Here is a 15,721-nt window from a genome sequence, read left to right as displayed (position 1 = left end):
CTGATTAGACAAACATCGTAAATTGTAGCAATCCAAAGAAAATGGAAGACATCCTGTACGATCCGCAATTCTTTTCCGAGCTCTTCGATGCTCAGTCCCAGGGCCTTTTTTGGGCGCGGCCCATTTTTACCGACAGGAACGGGGCTCCTGTCGATTTTCAGTTGGTTTACTGCAACAAAGCAGGCTGCAAGCCCTTCCTTTTATCACAGCAGGAGCTCGCGGGCCGCTGCATTTCCAACATCCCTGCCCTGGCCGGGGAGCTGAAGGATACGATCCTTCAGGATATGATCCGGGTATATCAAACCGGGGAAGAGTCCCAAACCTCGATCTTCCATACCGGGAGCAACCGGCGATTTCAGGCCCGGTTTACCCGCTTCCGGGGCGGCGTATTAAACGTATTTGCGGAGGTCGCAGAAGAGGCCTCCCCCCTCAGGGAACTGGACCGCCAAAGGGTACTGGCCGACAGCCTCCTGTCGGCTTCCCCAAACGCTCTATTGATTGCCCGTGCCGTGCACGACCAGGAAGGCAGGGTGATGGACTTCCTCGTCGAGCGGGTCAACCCGGCTTTTTTCCGGATGTTCCCGCTGTCGGAAGAGCAGGTCCTTCAAACGTCCTCTTTCGGCATTTTCCCCGCCGAGATGCAAGCCAGGGCCCTGGACGTGCACCGCCGTGTTTTTCAAACCGGTATCCCGGACCGCATGGAAGTCCACTACCGGGAAGGGCACCGCGACACCTGGATCCAGGTTTCCTTTGTAAAGCTGGACGATGGCCTCCTGGCCACTTTTACCGACATTAGCCAGCAAAAACGTTCCGCCCGCACCATCGCGGAGCAACTAAGCCTGCTGGAGAATATCCTGAAGCATTCTTACAGCGGCATTTCGGTGAGTGAAGCGATCCTGGACCGGCAAGGCAGGATAACAGATGTGGAAACCCTGGTGGTCAACGATGCCGCCGTAACGCTGACGGGCATTCCCAAAGAAGTGTACCTGTCACGGCCCCTCACCCTGCTGGTCCCCCTATACTGGAAGCCCTCCTATTTACAGTGGTGTATCCGGGTGTTGCAGACCGGTAAACCCAGGCATACGGAGCTCTTCTGCGAACCCACCGGAAAGTGGCTGGAGGTTTCCCTTTTCCGGTTGGACCCCGGCCAGTTGATTGCCGTGCTAACGGACATTACCTCGCTTAAAGAAGCCCAACTCGACCTGGAGCATTCGGTGCAGGCGCTGAAACGTTCCAACACCAGCCTGGAGGAGTTTACCTATGCCGCCTCGCACGACCTTCATGAGCCCCTGCGGAAGATCCAGTACTTTTCAGAGCGCCTGAAAAAGGGGCTGACCACCACTCCGGTCGCGGAAAGCATCCGGATGCTCGAGCGCATGGTAAGCGCGGCCAGCTGGATGCGAAAAGTGATCGACGACCTGTTGATGTACTCAAAAGTGAGCGAACCACCCCAACTGCGGGTAAGGGTTCGTTTGCAAGCTGTGGTGCAGGAGGTGCTGGAAGATCTTAAGGATTCCCTCCACCACTCAGCGGCCGAGGTACACGTGGAGCAACTGCCCAGAATCCTGGGAGACCCGACGCAACTGCGGCTGTTATTTCAAAACCTGATCAGTAATGCACTCAAGTACCGAAGGGAGGACACGACCCCGGAAATCTGGGTGCGCAGCAAGGTGGTCCGGGAAGGGGAAGCGACGCTCCGGGAGTTTGCCGCGGACGGTGGCGGCTCTTATTACCTGATAGAGGTGACGGACAACGGCATCGGCTTCGAGCAGGAATATGCCCAAAAGATCTTCCAGATCTTCCAGCGGCTGCACGGACGCCTGGATTACGAGGGGACCGGAGTGGGGCTTGCCATTGTGCAAAAGGTGGTGGCGAACCACCATGGCTCTGTTCTGGCTAAAAGCGAATTGGGAAAAGGGGCCAGCTTCCAGGTGCTGCTGCCGGCATAGAATTGTGTGGCGCCCGGACCTGGCGGCCCCATGCCTGTTACATATTGTCTATTGCATCCCGTTCGCTCCGCTCGGGATCCATGGCTTCCTCCTCCTGCCTCCTGCCCGGTTCCTCTTCTTCAATCCACCAGACGCCTTCCTCTTTCAGGTCCCCGAAAAACTTATGGATAATGGGCGGGTTTTCCGTAAGCCCGCCGGCATTCAGCCCCTCCGTCATCAACGCCTGGCTGGAGTCGGACATGGCCGGTATGGACAGGTCGATCTCGCCGGTCATGGGGTTTACCAAAACCACCTGGTAAGAGTTGAGGTTGTTGACATCGTGAAAATCGATTTCCTCCACCGGGCTCCCCGATACCGGGTATTCAATCACTATGGTGCCGATCTTCAGAAGTACTGATTGCTCGTCGGTATGAATTTTTTTCCACATGTATTTAAAATTTATTGATGATGCCTGCGAGAAAGCGATGGGCCTTCCTTACCGGAAGACCCGTCACCCAACTTAAAGAGAAACAACTATTCATTCACGCTTTTAAACACCTAAGCCCCTCCTCCCCGAACTCGTAAACTATTGCCGGTTGTACAGCCACGTCCACTCCTGCAGTACATGCTCCGCCTGCGTGTTCAGTTGTCCGGGCAGCAGGCGCCAGCGCCAGTTGTTATCGCCGGAGGCCGGCGTATTCATGCGGGCCGATTCGTCGAGGCCCAGCAGGTCCTGCACCGGCAGGATGGCAATGTCCGCCACCGAGGCATAGGCCAGGCGTCCCAGCACCAGGTGCACCTCGTCCTCGCGCACCTCGCGGCCCACGTAGCGGTTGATGTTGCGGCGTTGCACCTCGCCGATGTCCTGGCGGTACCAGCCCCGGGTGGTATTGTTGTCGTGGGTGCCGGTATAGGCAATGAAGTTGCGGGTATAGTTGTGGGGGATGTAGTCGTTCTTCGAAATGTTTTCATCGAAGGCGAACTGCAGCACCTTCATGCCCGGCAGGCGGAAGGCGTCGCGCAGGTGGAACACGTCGTCGTTGATCTCGCCCAGGTCCTCGGCCACAAAGGGCAGCTCGCCCAGCTGCTCCTCGATGGAGCGGAAGAAGTCCTCTCCCGGTCCCCGTTTCCACTGGCCGTGGCGGGCGGTCTGCTCGTGGGCGGGCACTTCCCAGTAGTCGGCAAAAGCGCGGAAGTGGTCGAGGCGCACCAGGTCGAACAGCTCGCGGTTGCGGCGGAAGCGCTCCACCCACCAGTCGTAGTTCCGTTGCTTCAGCACGTCCCAGCAGTAGACCGGCATGCCCCAGAGCTGGCCGTCGTCGCTGAAGGCGTCGGGCGGCACGCCGGCGATGCCCAGGCGGGCCCCCTCTTCGTCCAGGCTGAAGATGTCGCGGTGCGACCATACGTCGGCCGAATCATAGCTCACGTAGATGGGCAGGTCGCCGAGCAGCTGGATGTCGTGTGCGTTGCAGTAGGTCTTCAGGGCGGAGTATTGCCGGTCGAAAATGAACTGCAGCCACTTGATCTGTTCCAGTTCGGCGGCATGCTGCTCTTCCAGGCTCCCGAGGGCTTCGGGCGTGCGTTGCTTGTAGGGCTCGGGCCATTCGTACCAGGGCTTGCCGCCGTGCATTTTTTTCAGCGCCAGGTACAGGGCGAAGTCGTGGAGCCAGTCGGCTTCTTTTTCGCAGAATTGTTCGAACTGCTGGCGGAGCCCTTCATGTTCTCCTTTGCAGAAAGCGTCATAGGCTTTGCGGTACAGCTCGCCTTTGATTTTTTCCACGGCCTCGTAATTCACCAGGCTTTCGGGCGGCAGGTAGGATTGCGACAGGCTATGGGGGTCGAGCAGGCCTTCTTTGGCCAGGATCTCGGGACTGATCAGCAGCACGTTGCCCGCCCGGCTCGAGATGGCGCTGTAGGGCGAGTGGCCCTGCCCGCCTTCGGTGGGGTTCAGCGGCAGCAGCTGCCAGAACTTCTGGCGGCTGCGCTCCAGGAAGTGGGCAAAGGCATAGGCTTCAGGACCCATGTCGCCGATGCCGAAGCGCGACGGAAGCGAGGTCAGGTGCAGCAGGAGGCCGGCGCCGCGGACATTGATCTCGCGTTTGCCCCGGATCACCGCAAAGGGCAGCGGCCCGAATATGTTTTTCAGCAAAATATCCCTGTCTGCCGTACCCCGGGTGCGCAGCAGCTGGTGCTCCCACTCGCCCCGGGCGTCGTTGGGCAGGATAATGCGGGTGTCTTTCCAGTCCAGTGCGGTAACACCCTTTCCCTGTTCGGCGCACAGCCGGGCCAGGTGCAGGGGCACGGCCACGATGTACACCAGGCGGCGGTACTTGCGGCCAAAGGCCAGCACATGGTCCTTGCAGGCCCCTTCCACCTTCAGGGGATGGTACTCGCCCTGGGCAAAGACCTCCGGCACCTGGCGGGACAGGTGAAGCAGGGTGGTCTGCAGCCACAGCTTGATGCGGCCGTCGTGGCGGTGCTCCCAGAGTTCCTGCATCTGGCCTTCCCGGAATTCGTCGCCTTCGGCCAGCTGCTCCAGCCAGCGCTGCCGCTGGGCATAGTCGACGGGGCGGCGGTTGTCGGGATCCACAAAGCTCAGGTCCCAGAGCTCGGTGCCCTGGTAAATATCGGGTACGCCGGGGCAGGTGGCTTTCAGCACCACCTGCGTCAGCGAGTTGAGGATGCCGAAGTCGGCCACTTTTTCGAAAAAGGGCTGGAAGCTTTTCCAGAATTTCGACCGTTTGCTCAGCAGGTGGTGGGCAAACGCCTTGGTGGCCGTCTCGTAGGCCTCGTTGGGCTGCGACCAGTTGGAAAAGCGCTTGGCTTCGCGCAGGGCTTTTTCCAGATAAGCCTCCAGGCGACCGGCAAAGTCTTCTTCCTTTTCCCCGGGCATGGGGTAGGCGCCCACCAGGGACTGGTAGATAAAATATTCGTCGTTGGCGTCGGGGAAGCCGCCCTGCTTGTGCGGGGCGTTCAGCTCCCGCCACTGCCGTACGAGGGCGATCCATTCGTCGGGCAGGTCGGTAAGCACAGCCAGGCGGGCGCGGGCATCTTCCCCCCTCTTGGTATCGTGGGTGGCGGTGGCATTGAGCGAAAGCGGCCACTGCTCCTGCCGTTCCTGCATCTTCTGGTGGAATTCCTCGACGCTCAGGCCGAACATTTCCGGCGAGCCGCCGACTTCGTTGAGGCCGATACAGCGGTTAAAGGTGTACATCATGGTGTCTTCCAGTCCCTTGGCCATCAGGGGACCGGTAAACTGCATGCAGCGCCGGTAAAAGCGGAGGGCCCGGCTGTTGTAGTCGTCGGCCCCGGGCTGCGGGCGGCGCAGCAGGGCGGTCTCCAGCAGGCCCACGGCGGCGCCCAGGTCGCGGTCGGTGCGGCGGATGCGGTGGAAGATTTCCTGGACGGCGGCGGCTTCGGCCTCCTGCAGCGGGAAACTGCCGGCATAATACCGGTAAACCGGGCACTGGATCAGGAATTCACCGATGGCGGCCTTCAGGTCGTCTTTGCGGAAGGAGGCGAAGGCCCGTTTTTCCACCAGGTTCAGCTCCATGAACAGGCGGTAGAGGTTTTCCAGCTCGCCGCCCATGTGCTGGTACAGGATATGGGCCTTCTTCTGGCGGATGTCGTAGGGGATGTTCGTGCCCGCCTGTATCAGCTCCTCGTAAAAATCCGTGAACGCCTCTTCGCTTTCCCGGCGGGTGAGCAGGTTGTTGGTGAGGGTGATAAAGTCGTAGCCGGTATTGCCCTGCACCGGCCACCGGGAGGGCAGCCGCTCGCCGGCTTCGAGGATCTTCTCCACGCCCAGGTAGGCTTCGGGTCCCGCCAGCTCGCGCAGGCGTTCGAGGTAGCCGGTGGGGTCGTACAGGCCGTCGATATGGTCTACCCGCAGTCCCTGGAACACGCCTTCGTCCACCAGCGACTTCAGGTAGCGGTGGTGTTCGCGAAAAACTTCTTCGTCCTGGATGTTGAGGCAGATAAGGCCGTTGACGGTGAAAAAGCGGCGGTAGTTGATCCGCTTGTCGGTTTCCTGCCAGGGACACAGGTTGTACGACTGTTCATCGGCCAGGGCGCGGAGGCTTTCGGGGCTGTTGTTGATGGCTTCGAGGGCGGCCTCCACATAGGCGCGTACTTTTTCGTTCTTCATCAGGCTGGTCAGCTGCAGCAGCAGTTCGTGCCATTGTTCGGAATACATTTTAGCCTCCTCCACTTCCTTGAGGGCAGCCATCTGCTCCAGCAACTGTTCGATGGCCTGGGGCGGCCTGCCGGTAGGCGCCTCCAGGATGCCGACATAGGACCGGGGCATCAGGGGATAGGCGTTGTCGAAGTAGGCCAGCACCAGCCGGCCGTCGCGGAAGGCCAGTTTCAGCTCGCCGTTGGCGATCACTTCGTCCAGGGGGGCGCCGAGGAAAGGCACCATCAGCCGTCCCTGGTGCAGGGTGCTGGTCCAGGCGATGTCGAAAAAGCGGGCATAGACCGACTGGGGTCCTTTTTCCAGCACGTCCATCAGCCAGGTGTTGCCGGGATGGAAGGCCATGTGGTTGGGCACGATATCCTGCAGCCAGCCGATGCCGGCCTCCTTCAGGCGGCGGCTCAGTTCCTTCAGCTGTTCTTCGGTGCCGATCTCCGGGTCGATGCGGTCCGGGTTCAGCCCGTCATAGCCATGGGTGCTGCCGGCCGTCGATTCGAAGATCGGCGAGGCATAGACGGTGCCGATCCCCAGTTGCTGCAGGTAGGGAATGATCTGCTCGAAATCGGCGAAGGTGAATTCTTTATGAAATTGCAGGCGATAGGTGGCAATGGGATTATACATGGTTGTTGGTATAGATCGTGATCGACTGGGGTTGGAGAACAAAGCCGGAGGCGGCGGGCAGCGTGGCCGGGGCGGCGGCGGGGCCGTTCCAGAAGGGGTCGGCCGAGTCGAACAGCTTTTCCCAGGAGCGGCTGCCGGGGGGCAGGGTCACGGGCTGAAGCGCGTCCGAGAAGTTGAGGTAGCACAGCAGGTGCTGCGCCCCGTGCCAGCGGTGCAGCAGCAGCAGGCGGCGGCCTTCGTCGGCGGTGGCCTCCAGCAGCTTGCGGTCCAGCTGGTGCAGGGCCGGGTACTCCTGGCGCAGGCGGATCAGCGCCTGGTAGTAGCGGAGCATCGTGGCATGGGGTTCCTGCTGCGGCAGCTGCCATTGCAGCTTCGACTCCAGAAAAGTTTCCTCCGCCACCGGGTCGGGGGCTTCGCCTTCGGCATGGAAGGCGGCGAATTCCGCCTTGCGGCCCTTGCGCACCGCTTCGGCGAGTTCGGGGTCGGTATGGCTGACGAAATACAGGAAGGGATGGGGCTCGGCCCATTCCTCGCCCATGAACAGCATCGGCAGGAAGGGGCTCACCAGCACGGCGCCGGCCAGCAGTTTTTGCATTTCGAAAGACACCAGCTGGCTGGTGCGTTCGCCCAGCATGCGGTTGCCCACCTGGTCGTGGTTTTGCGAAAAGGCCACGAACTGGCGGCCGCTGAACTCCTCGGGCCTGGCCTTCTGGCCGAACCGCTTTTTGCGGTGGGGCGAAAACTGCCCGTCGTACACGTAGGCGTCCTTATAGGCCTTGGCCAGGTGGCTGATGCCTTCGAAGTCGGAATAGTAGCCGCTGCGGTCACCCCCTGCCGTTACCCGCAGGGCATGGTGGAACTCGTCGATCCATTGGGCGTCCATGCCGTAGCCTCCTTTTTCGGGGGAGCCGATAAAGCGGGTGTCGTTCAGGTCCATTTCCACCACCAGGTAGTGGCGGCGGCCGGTTTCGGCCATCAGCTGGTCTACGTATCCGCGGATCTCCCGCAGGATGTGCACGGGGCTGAAGTCCTTGATGGCGTGGACGGCATCGAGGCGCAGGGCGTCGATATGGAAGTCGCGGAACCACATGAGGGCGTTTTCGATAAAGTATTGCCGCACCCCGTCGCACCAGGCGTCGTCGAAGTTGAGGGCGTTGCCCCAGGGGGTGTGGTATTTATCGGTATAATAAGGGCCGAAGTCGCCAAAGTAGGCGCCCTCGGGACCAAAGTGGTTGTACACCACGTCGAGCACCACGGCCAGTCCTTTGCGGTGGCAGGCATTCACCAGCTGCTGCAGGGCGGCGGCCCCGCCATAGGAGTGCTGCACGGCAAAGGGCAGCACGCCGTCGTAGCCCCAGTTGCGGTCGCCCGGGAACTGGGCCACGGGCATGATCTCGATGGCGTTGACGCCCAGCTCGACCAGGTGGTCCAGCTTTTCCTCGATGGCGGCAAAGGTGCCTTCGGGGGTAAAGGTGCCGGTATGCAGCTCGTACAGGATATATTCTTCCAGGGGCAGGTTGTTCCAGCCGCCGTCGGTCCAGGGGAAGGCCGTGAGGTCGAGCGCCTGCGACGGCCCGTGGACCCCGTCGGGTTGCGACAGGGAGGCCGGGTCGGGCCGGGGCGGTCCGTCGTTCAGCAGGAAGCCGTAGCGGTCGCCGGGTTTTATTTTCCCGGTGGTGGCTTTCCAGTAGCCCCCTTCTTTTTTCTCCAGCGGCACCAGCTCGTTACCGGGCAGGGCCACCTGCACTTTTTGCGCCCCCGGCGCCCACAACAGCACCTCGGCGCTGCCGCTGCCGGCGAAGGAAAGGCCTATTCTTCTGCGGTGAATATCTACAACGTTCATGATGGTTGTTTGTTCGTCAGGAGTCAATAAGCAATAAGCAATATGCAATGGGCAATTGATCTTTTTTTTATTGCCTGTTGCCCATTGCTTATTGCCAATTTGTTATCCCCGTTTCTTTTCCGGCACGGCGGGCGGCGCCTGCTGCAGGGGGCTCTTCAGCAGCAGGATGGAGCGGCCTTCCACCTTGACGGCTTCGCGGGGTTTATAGGTTTTGTCGGCCACTTCGCCGTTCTCGATGGTATCCAGCACTTTCACCCAGTAGCTGCCGTACTTTTTGGGGGGCAGCGTATAGGTAAGGGGCAGGTGGGAAGCATTGAAGATGATGTAGAAACTATCATCCACAATGTGCTCGCCCATGGGGCCCGAAGAGCGGATGCCCTGGCCGTTGAGAAAGACGGCCAGCGATTTGGCGAAGTCCACCTGCCAGTGTTCTTCCGACATTTCGCTGCCGTCGGGCAGGAACCAGGCGATGTCTTCCAGGCCGATGCCTTTGATGGGCAGTCCCTGGAACCAGCGGCGCCGGCTGAATACCGGGTGGTTTTTATAGAAGTGAATGAGCTTGCGGGTGAACGCCAGCAGGTCCTGGTCGGCGTTGGCCCAGTCGATCCAGGAAACCTCGTTGTCCTGGCAGTAGGCGTTGTTGTTGCCCTGCTGGGTGCGGCCCAGCTCGTCGCCGGCCAGCAGCATGGGCACGCCCTGCGACAGGAAGAGGGTGGTGAGGAAGTTGCGTTTCTGGCGCTGGCGCAGCTCCACTACCAGCGGGTCTTCGGAGGGGCCTTCCACGCCGCAGTTCCAGGAGCGGTTGTGGCTTTCGCCGTCCTGGTTGTTCTCGCCGTTGGCCTCGTTGTGCTTTTCGTTGTACGACACCAGGTCGTGCAGGGTAAAGCCGTCGTGGGCGGTAATGAAGTTGATGCTGGCGGTGGGGCGGCGGTAGTCGTTCTTATACAGGTCGGAGGAGCCGGTAAAGCGTTCGGCGAATTCGCCCAGCATGCTGTCGGCGCCCCGCCAGAAGTCGCGGAGGCAGTCGCGGTACTTGCCGTTCCATTCGGCCCAGCCGGGCGGGAACTTGCCCACCTGGTAGCCGCCCTCGCCGATGTCCCAGGGTTCGGCGATGAGCTTTACCTGCGAGATGGTGGGGTCCTGGTGGATGATGTCGAAGAACGAGCCCAGGCGGTCCACCTCGTGGAGCTCGCGGGCCAGGGCCGAGGCCAGGTCGAAGCGGAAGCCGTCGACCTGCATGTCCACGATCCAGTAGCGCAGGCTGTCCATGACCAGGCGCAGCACGGCCGGCATCTGGGCGTTGAGGGTATTGCCCGTGCCGGTATAGTCCATGTAGTAGCGTTTATCGCCTTCGCCGGTCAGGCGGTAGTAGGTGCTGTTGTCCACGCCGCGGAACGAAAGGGTGGGGCCCATATGGTTGCCTTCGGCGGTATGGTTGTACACCACGTCGAGGATCACTTCGATGCCGGCGCGGTGCAGCTCGCGCACCATGGTCTTGAACTCGATCACCTGCTCTCCCATGACGCCGCTGGAGGCGAGGCGCGCATCGGGGGCGAAAAAGCCGATGGTGTTGTAGCCCCAGTAGTTGGTCAGGCCGCGTTCCTTCAGGTGCCGGTCGGCCACGAAGTGGTGGACGGGCATGAGCTCGATGGCGGTCACGCCCAGTTCCTTGAGGTAGCTGATGGTGACGGGGTGGGCGATGCCGGCATAAGTGCCCCGGAGCTTTTCGGGAATGTCGGGATGCTGCTGGGTAAAGCCCTTGACGTGGGCTTCGTAGATAATGCTTTGGTGATAAGGGATCTTGGGCGGCCGGGTGCCCTGCCAGTCGAAGCGGTGGTCAATAACTACCGATTTGGGAATATAGGGGGCGCTGTCCAGGTCGCTGAAGCTCAGGTCGCCCTCGGGATGGCCGATCTCGTAGCCGAAGAGCGAGTCGTGCCACTGGATGGTGCCGGCGATGGCTTTAGCGTAGGGGTCGATCAGGAGCTTGTTGGGGTTGAAGCGGTGCCCGTTCTGCGGGTCATAGTCGCCATAGACGCGGTAGCCGTACAGCTGGCCGGGCTGCAGGTCGGGCACGTACACGTGCCATACGTGGTGCGACACTTCGTTGATGCGGATCTTTACGTCTTCGATTTCATCTTCCTGGGAAGTGAACAGGCAGAGGTCAACGCCCCGGGCGTTCTCGGCATACAGCGAAAAGTTGACGCCATAGCCATCCCAGGTGGCTCCAAGGGGGAAGGGCGAGCCCGGATACACGGTAGTATTCATCAAAAATGGTTTTTAGAAAATGCTGAAGCGGGTTGCCGGCGCACCTTGGAGGCGAGGAGCTGAGGCGGCCTGTATAAACCCCCTGCCGGCGTGCACTTCAGCGGTGAAAAACAGTTTACGAACCTTCGACGGGTGTTCAATATTCTTGCCAGCGCCGGGGAAAGCAGGGCCATAAGGAGCCGGCGGCTTTGATGGGCTTGACTTTCAGCGCTTTTAAAGGGCCGGGTACGTACGTAAAAACTACCCGCAGGGAAAGCACCAGCTCAGCAGCCTGCTAGGATTTTTTTCTACAAAAGGCTTCCGGGAGTGAGGGCATCCCCTGAGACAGGAATAAAGAACCCGGGAGTTGGCCCGTTATCCACCGTTCCTTATTTTCGATTTTCATTGACCCCCAAATTCAGCGTATGGCAAAAGCACAGAAAAGGAAAGCGACGGTAAAGGCGGCAAAGCCGAAGAAGGAAACGCCACCCGAAATCGATGAGTCGGCCTTGCCCCTGATCCCGCTGGCCAGCAAAAAAGCGTCGAAGGCCGATTCGCCCCTGGAAAAGGAGATCCGGCGCTTCAACCGCCTGGTAAAACAACTTCAGGAGCAGGAAGCCGCCGCGGCCCGGGAAAAGGAAGCCGAGGAGCGCTACGAACAGCTGTACCGGCAAAAGGTGGTGCCCGAGCTGGCCAGGCTGGCGGCGGCCAAGTACCGTTTTTTGCAAACCGCCCATCCCATCTTCAAAGAAGGCAAGTTCACCAAGGACGAGCAGCGGGCCTTTGTGCACGTGGCCGCAACGATGCTCCAGGAGATCGTGGAATACCTGCCCGAAGCCACCGAGCTGCTGCACCACTACACGAACCTGAAGGTGCAGCTGATGCCCAAAAGGGAAAAGGAACAACTCGACCGCCTGATGGAGGAAGAAGGCTTCGGGCCCGGGTTTACCAAAGGCTTCGACAGCCGGAAAAAATGGGAAGAGGGAAAGCAGCAATTCGAAGAACGTTTTGCCCGGGCGCATGAAGAGGCGTTCGAGGAACGAAAGGAAGCCCACCTGGAAAGTAAAAAGGCGGCCCTCGAGCATGCCGACATCAACGCCCTCTACCGCGAGCTGGCCAAGCTGCTGCACCCCGACCTGGAACAGGACGAAACGATCCGCACCGAAAAAGAGCACCTGATGAAAGAGCTGGTGCAGGCCCGCAACAACCGCGACCTGCATGCCCTGCTGCTGATCCGCTCCAAAGCGCAGCGCTTCCGGACTGCCTCCGGACAGGAGCCGAAGGACGCCACCTATACGCTGGAACAACTAAAGCGCTACAACAAGGAACTAAAGGAAAGGCTCGACGAAAAGCAGTACAAGTTTTCCATGGAAAACCTGGAATTCATGCTCTTTGGCGACGTGGGCGGAAAAGAAAAGCATTTGGACCCCGAAGCAGACGTAAAGCGGGAGCTGCGGGAGATCAAACGCGAACTGAAAGAAATCGAACAGGAGATTAAAATGATCCGCACACCGGCGGAGCTGAAAGAGTTCATTGAAGTACAGCGCATGTATTCGCGGCTGTTCTAACGGGCAAGTTTACGAGTTTACGGGTTTACAAGTTTACGAGTTGGCGTAACTCCGGCAGGAACATTCTGGCAGAACGACAAACTACAAAATTCTTGAAGACTTTTGTAGTTTCTTCCGGACGGGCGCCAGCAACTCGTAAACCCGTAAACTTGTAAACTCGTAAACTATTCTTTAAAGCCCCTGCAAAAAAAGGATCCGCCGCAGCACGTCTTCGGACAGCTCCTGCAGGTCCTCGGCCGATACCAGGCCGTCGCGCAACTGGGCGGCGACGATGAAGATGTATTCGGAGCCGCTTTGGTTGTCGTAGCGGTGGGCGATCTGCTTGTCGGAGCGGCGCAGCGACTGGTAGAGGTGCAGGTAGGCGTCGCGGTTGTCGAGGGTGCCCTCCTTCCACTGGCCGATGATGTCGTGCAGTTGCGCAATGGCATTGCCGTATTCTTTCTGGAGGCCCTTGTCGATGGCCTGGCGGAGGATTTTCTTGTCCTTGCGGCTCAGGTTGTCCGAGCGTTCGGCTATTACCGGCTTCCGGATGCTCGACTGCAACAGGACGGAACGGGTGGAGAACAGCGCCTGGGCCCGGCCCACGAACGCCTCGTCGGCACTCATTTCCAAATAGCGGGTGATCTTGTGCCCGCTGGCGGCGCAAAGCCCGTTCAGCTCCAGGTCGTAGGATTCGTTCAGGCGGATGGAATATTGGGTGAGGGTGCAGTTGAAGTCGGGGCTGCAATAAGTGCAGGAGCAGTTTTTCGTTAGTTGGTTGAAGGCTGCCCAGTTACCGTCCAACAAAAAGTCCAGGTCGTCGCTGGATATGGCAATGCTGTTTTGGTGGGTCATGCCTGCAAGTTACAAACCGCGGTCCATAACGCGGACGGCCGTCAGCGATTCCATAAAAGTTTTTTTAATAGAATAGAACGGCGGCGGGCGGCGTCCCTCCTGCATTTCCCTAATTTCCCGTTAATCCTGCTTGTCCACCCGAATCCCCGGGCAGACTTCCTATCTTAGACGCCTAACCTATTTCTTCATGAAAAGAAAAAAGACCCTTTTCTCCCTGGCGCTTGCCTGCATGTTGTCCGTTTCCGCGCTGGCGCAGGAGGCTTTATCATGGACGAAACAACTGCTGACGGTGCAGCTTTCCGGCAAAGAGCTGGTGGTTGCCCGCAACGCCCAGCCCATGCTGCGGATCGCCGCCATCTCCTTCAACTTCCAGGAGCCCCTGTCGGTATCGGTGGTGAAGAACACGCCCGATACCTTCCTGCTGCGGATGCGGTACCCCGCCTTCGCCCGCTACGGCAATGAAACCGGTCCCCTCTCCGCCGACATCGCCGTTACCGTCAGCGGCAATTCGGTGCATTTTTCCGGGAAGCCCGACTGGGCCGAGCATACCTCCATCCGGCTGGCCGACAACGGCGAACACTTTTTCGGCCTCGTGGAGGGCCTCTACCCCGCCAACCGCAAAAGCCCCGACCTGCGCGGCGAGGTGGTGGACGTAGACCCCGTGGGTACCGGCAGCCAGTACCACGAAAACTACGCTTCCGTATGGTCGGCCTTCTTCATGACCAATAAAGGCTACGCTTCTTTTTTTGACAGCTGGGCCAAGGGCAAATACCGGCTGGGCATCAACGGCAGCACCGAACTGTACCACCAGACCGGCTCGCTCGACTGGTACCTGATCACGGGCCCCAACGGCGATGCGGTGCTGAAAGACTACTTTTCCATTATCGGCCGGCCGAAGTTCGTGCCGCTCTGGGCCTGCGGACCCATCATCTGGCGCGACGAGAACAAGGGCGGCAAGGACGAGATCCTGGCCGACGCCCGCAAAATGACCGACCTCAAAATCCCCTTTACTGGCTGGATGGTGGACCGCCCCTACAGCGAAGGCACCCACGAGTGGTCCAAAATGAATTTCAGCCAGCGCTTTGCCAACCCGGCGGCCTGGATCAAAGAGCTCAATACCCGCTATGGGGCGCAGTTTATCACCTGGATCGGCCCGATGACCTTCGGCGATACGGCCTTTCCCGGCCTGCTGCCCAACTTCAAAGGCTACATCGACCTGTCCGACTCCGCCGGCGTGCGGGAGTTCGGCCGCCGCCTGGCGGCCCACCAGTACAGCGCTAACGTACGCGGGCACAAGATGGACCGGGCGGAGGAAGACTTTCCCGCCATGTCACCCTGGGCCGACGGTACCCCCTGGCCCCAGCGGCGGGCCAAGTACCTGTACCTCTACTCGAAAGTAACCGACAGCTTTTTGCGCAGCGCCTACAAGGACGCCCAGTTCAACTTTGCCCGCGGGGCCTACCACCGCTGCCAGCCCTACCTGTCGGCGGTCTGGGGCGGCGACTCGCGCAGCTCGTGGGACGGCATGGCGGCCAACCTGGCCAACGCCGTGCGCTGCGGCTTTATGGGCTTCCCCGTCTGGGGCTCCGACGTAGGCGGCTACCTGGGCGGTCGGATTTCCGAAAAGCTTTATGCCCGCTGGCTGCAGTGGGGCGCCTGGAACGGCCTGTACGAGATCAAGATCGACGATGCCGGCGGCCGCGGCGAGGACCGGGCGCCCTGGAAGTACAGCGAGGCCCTGCAAAGCATTTTCCGCAAATACACCAACCAGCGCCTGCGGCTGCTGCCCACGGTGTTCTCGGCGGCCAACACCTCGTACCGCAACGGCGTGGTGATGAAGCCCCTGGCCTACACCTATCCCACCGACACCGCCACCTACGGCCTCTGGGACCAGTACCTGTTTACCGACGCCTTCCTGGTGGCGCCGATGCTCGATTCCACCGGCAGCCGCAGCGTGTACCTGCCGGCCGGCGAGTGGTTCGACTATTACCATCCCGACCAGCGCTACGAGGGCGGCCGCACCATCCAGGTGCAAAAACCCCTGGACGAGATCCCCGTCTTTGTGCGGGCCAATGCCATCTGGGCGGAGGGCCTGCTGGAAAAAGGCAGCTCGGCCCAGTGGGACAACCGGCCCGGCAACCTGGTGTTCTATTATTTCCCCGGCTCCACCGGCACGGGCGACGCCTCCTTTGACTATGTGGATGCCCGCGACGGCAACAAGGAAAAGCCCATCCACGCCACCATAGCCGACGGGCAGCTCCTGCTGCTGGTGCCGCCCATTGCGGGCAATGCGGCCTTTCATATCAAGCTCACCTCCCGCCCCCGGTCGGTATTGCTGAACGGGCGTCATGCCGGCACCTGGGATGCCCAAAAGGGGATGTATATTGTGCCCCTGCGGCCGGGGAATACGAACGAGATCAAGATCGGGGGAATCGGCTCCAGCCATTCGCAGGGAGGGGCATAGCCGCCGCCTTTTTGGCATATTCTT

At 60.3% G+C, this 15,721-nt stretch carries 8 protein-coding genes; 3 read left to right on the top strand and 5 right to left on the bottom strand.

Going from position 1 to position 15,721, the window contains the following annotated elements; translation table 11 throughout:
* Window positions 1-41 precede the first annotated feature (41 nt).
* Window positions 42-1,949, top strand: coding sequence for a sensor histidine kinase (locus V9K67_RS09355; protein WP_336721741.1), 1,908 nt, complete (start codon window positions 42-44; stop codon window positions 1,947-1,949).
* Window positions 1,950-1,986: 37 nt separating this feature from the next.
* Here the strand turns inward: V9K67_RS09355 and V9K67_RS09350 are convergent, their stop codons facing one another.
* The 4 genes from V9K67_RS09350 to glgX all read right to left on the bottom strand — a co-directional run bounded on the left by V9K67_RS09350 (window position 1,987) and on the right by glgX (window position 10,852).
* Entirely contained in the window at window positions 1,987-2,376 is a 390-nt protein-coding gene (locus V9K67_RS09350; protein WP_336721739.1) for a hypothetical protein, read from the bottom strand.
* A gap of 138 nt (window positions 2,377-2,514) precedes the next feature.
* Window positions 2,515-6,741: a malto-oligosyltrehalose synthase gene (gene treY, locus V9K67_RS09345; protein ID WP_336721737.1), complete on the bottom strand. Its 4,227-nt coding sequence runs from the start codon at window positions 6,739-6,741 to the stop codon at window positions 2,515-2,517.
* Window positions 6,734-8,584, bottom strand: coding sequence for a malto-oligosyltrehalose trehalohydrolase (gene treZ / locus V9K67_RS09340; protein ID WP_336721736.1), 1,851 nt, complete (start codon window positions 8,582-8,584; stop codon window positions 6,734-6,736). The genes treY and treZ overlap by 8 nt, the downstream gene beginning before the upstream one ends.
* Window positions 8,585-8,686: 102 nt before the next feature.
* Window positions 8,687-10,852, bottom strand: a complete 2,166-nt coding sequence (gene glgX, locus V9K67_RS09335) for a glycogen debranching protein GlgX (RefSeq protein ID WP_336721734.1) — start codon at window positions 10,850-10,852, stop codon at window positions 8,687-8,689.
* Window positions 10,853-11,256: 404 nt separating this feature from the next.
* Here glgX and V9K67_RS09330 point away from each other — a divergent pair, with 404 nt between their 5' ends.
* Window positions 11,257-12,399, top strand: a complete 1,143-nt coding sequence (locus V9K67_RS09330; protein ID WP_336721732.1) for a V-type ATP synthase subunit I domain-containing protein — start codon at window positions 11,257-11,259, stop codon at window positions 12,397-12,399.
* Between the two features lie 171 nt (window positions 12,400-12,570).
* Here the strand turns inward: V9K67_RS09330 and V9K67_RS09325 are convergent, their stop codons facing one another.
* A complete protein-coding gene (locus V9K67_RS09325; protein WP_336721730.1) occupies window positions 12,571-13,233 on the bottom strand; it encodes a hypothetical protein in 663 nt (220 codons plus the stop codon).
* A gap of 187 nt (window positions 13,234-13,420) precedes the next feature.
* Here V9K67_RS09325 and V9K67_RS09320 point away from each other — a divergent pair, with 187 nt between their 5' ends.
* Window positions 13,421-15,697, top strand: a complete 2,277-nt coding sequence (locus V9K67_RS09320; protein WP_336721729.1) for a TIM-barrel domain-containing protein — start codon at window positions 13,421-13,423, stop codon at window positions 15,695-15,697.
* Window positions 15,698-15,721 lie beyond the last annotated feature (24 nt).

The organism is Huijunlia imazamoxiresistens (genome assembly GCF_037132455.1).
In the GTDB taxonomy this organism is placed as follows: Bacteria; Bacteroidota; Bacteroidia; order Chitinophagales; family Chitinophagaceae; genus Flavisolibacter; species Flavisolibacter imazamoxiresistens.
This window is presented reverse-complemented; position numbering and strand designations above follow the sequence as displayed.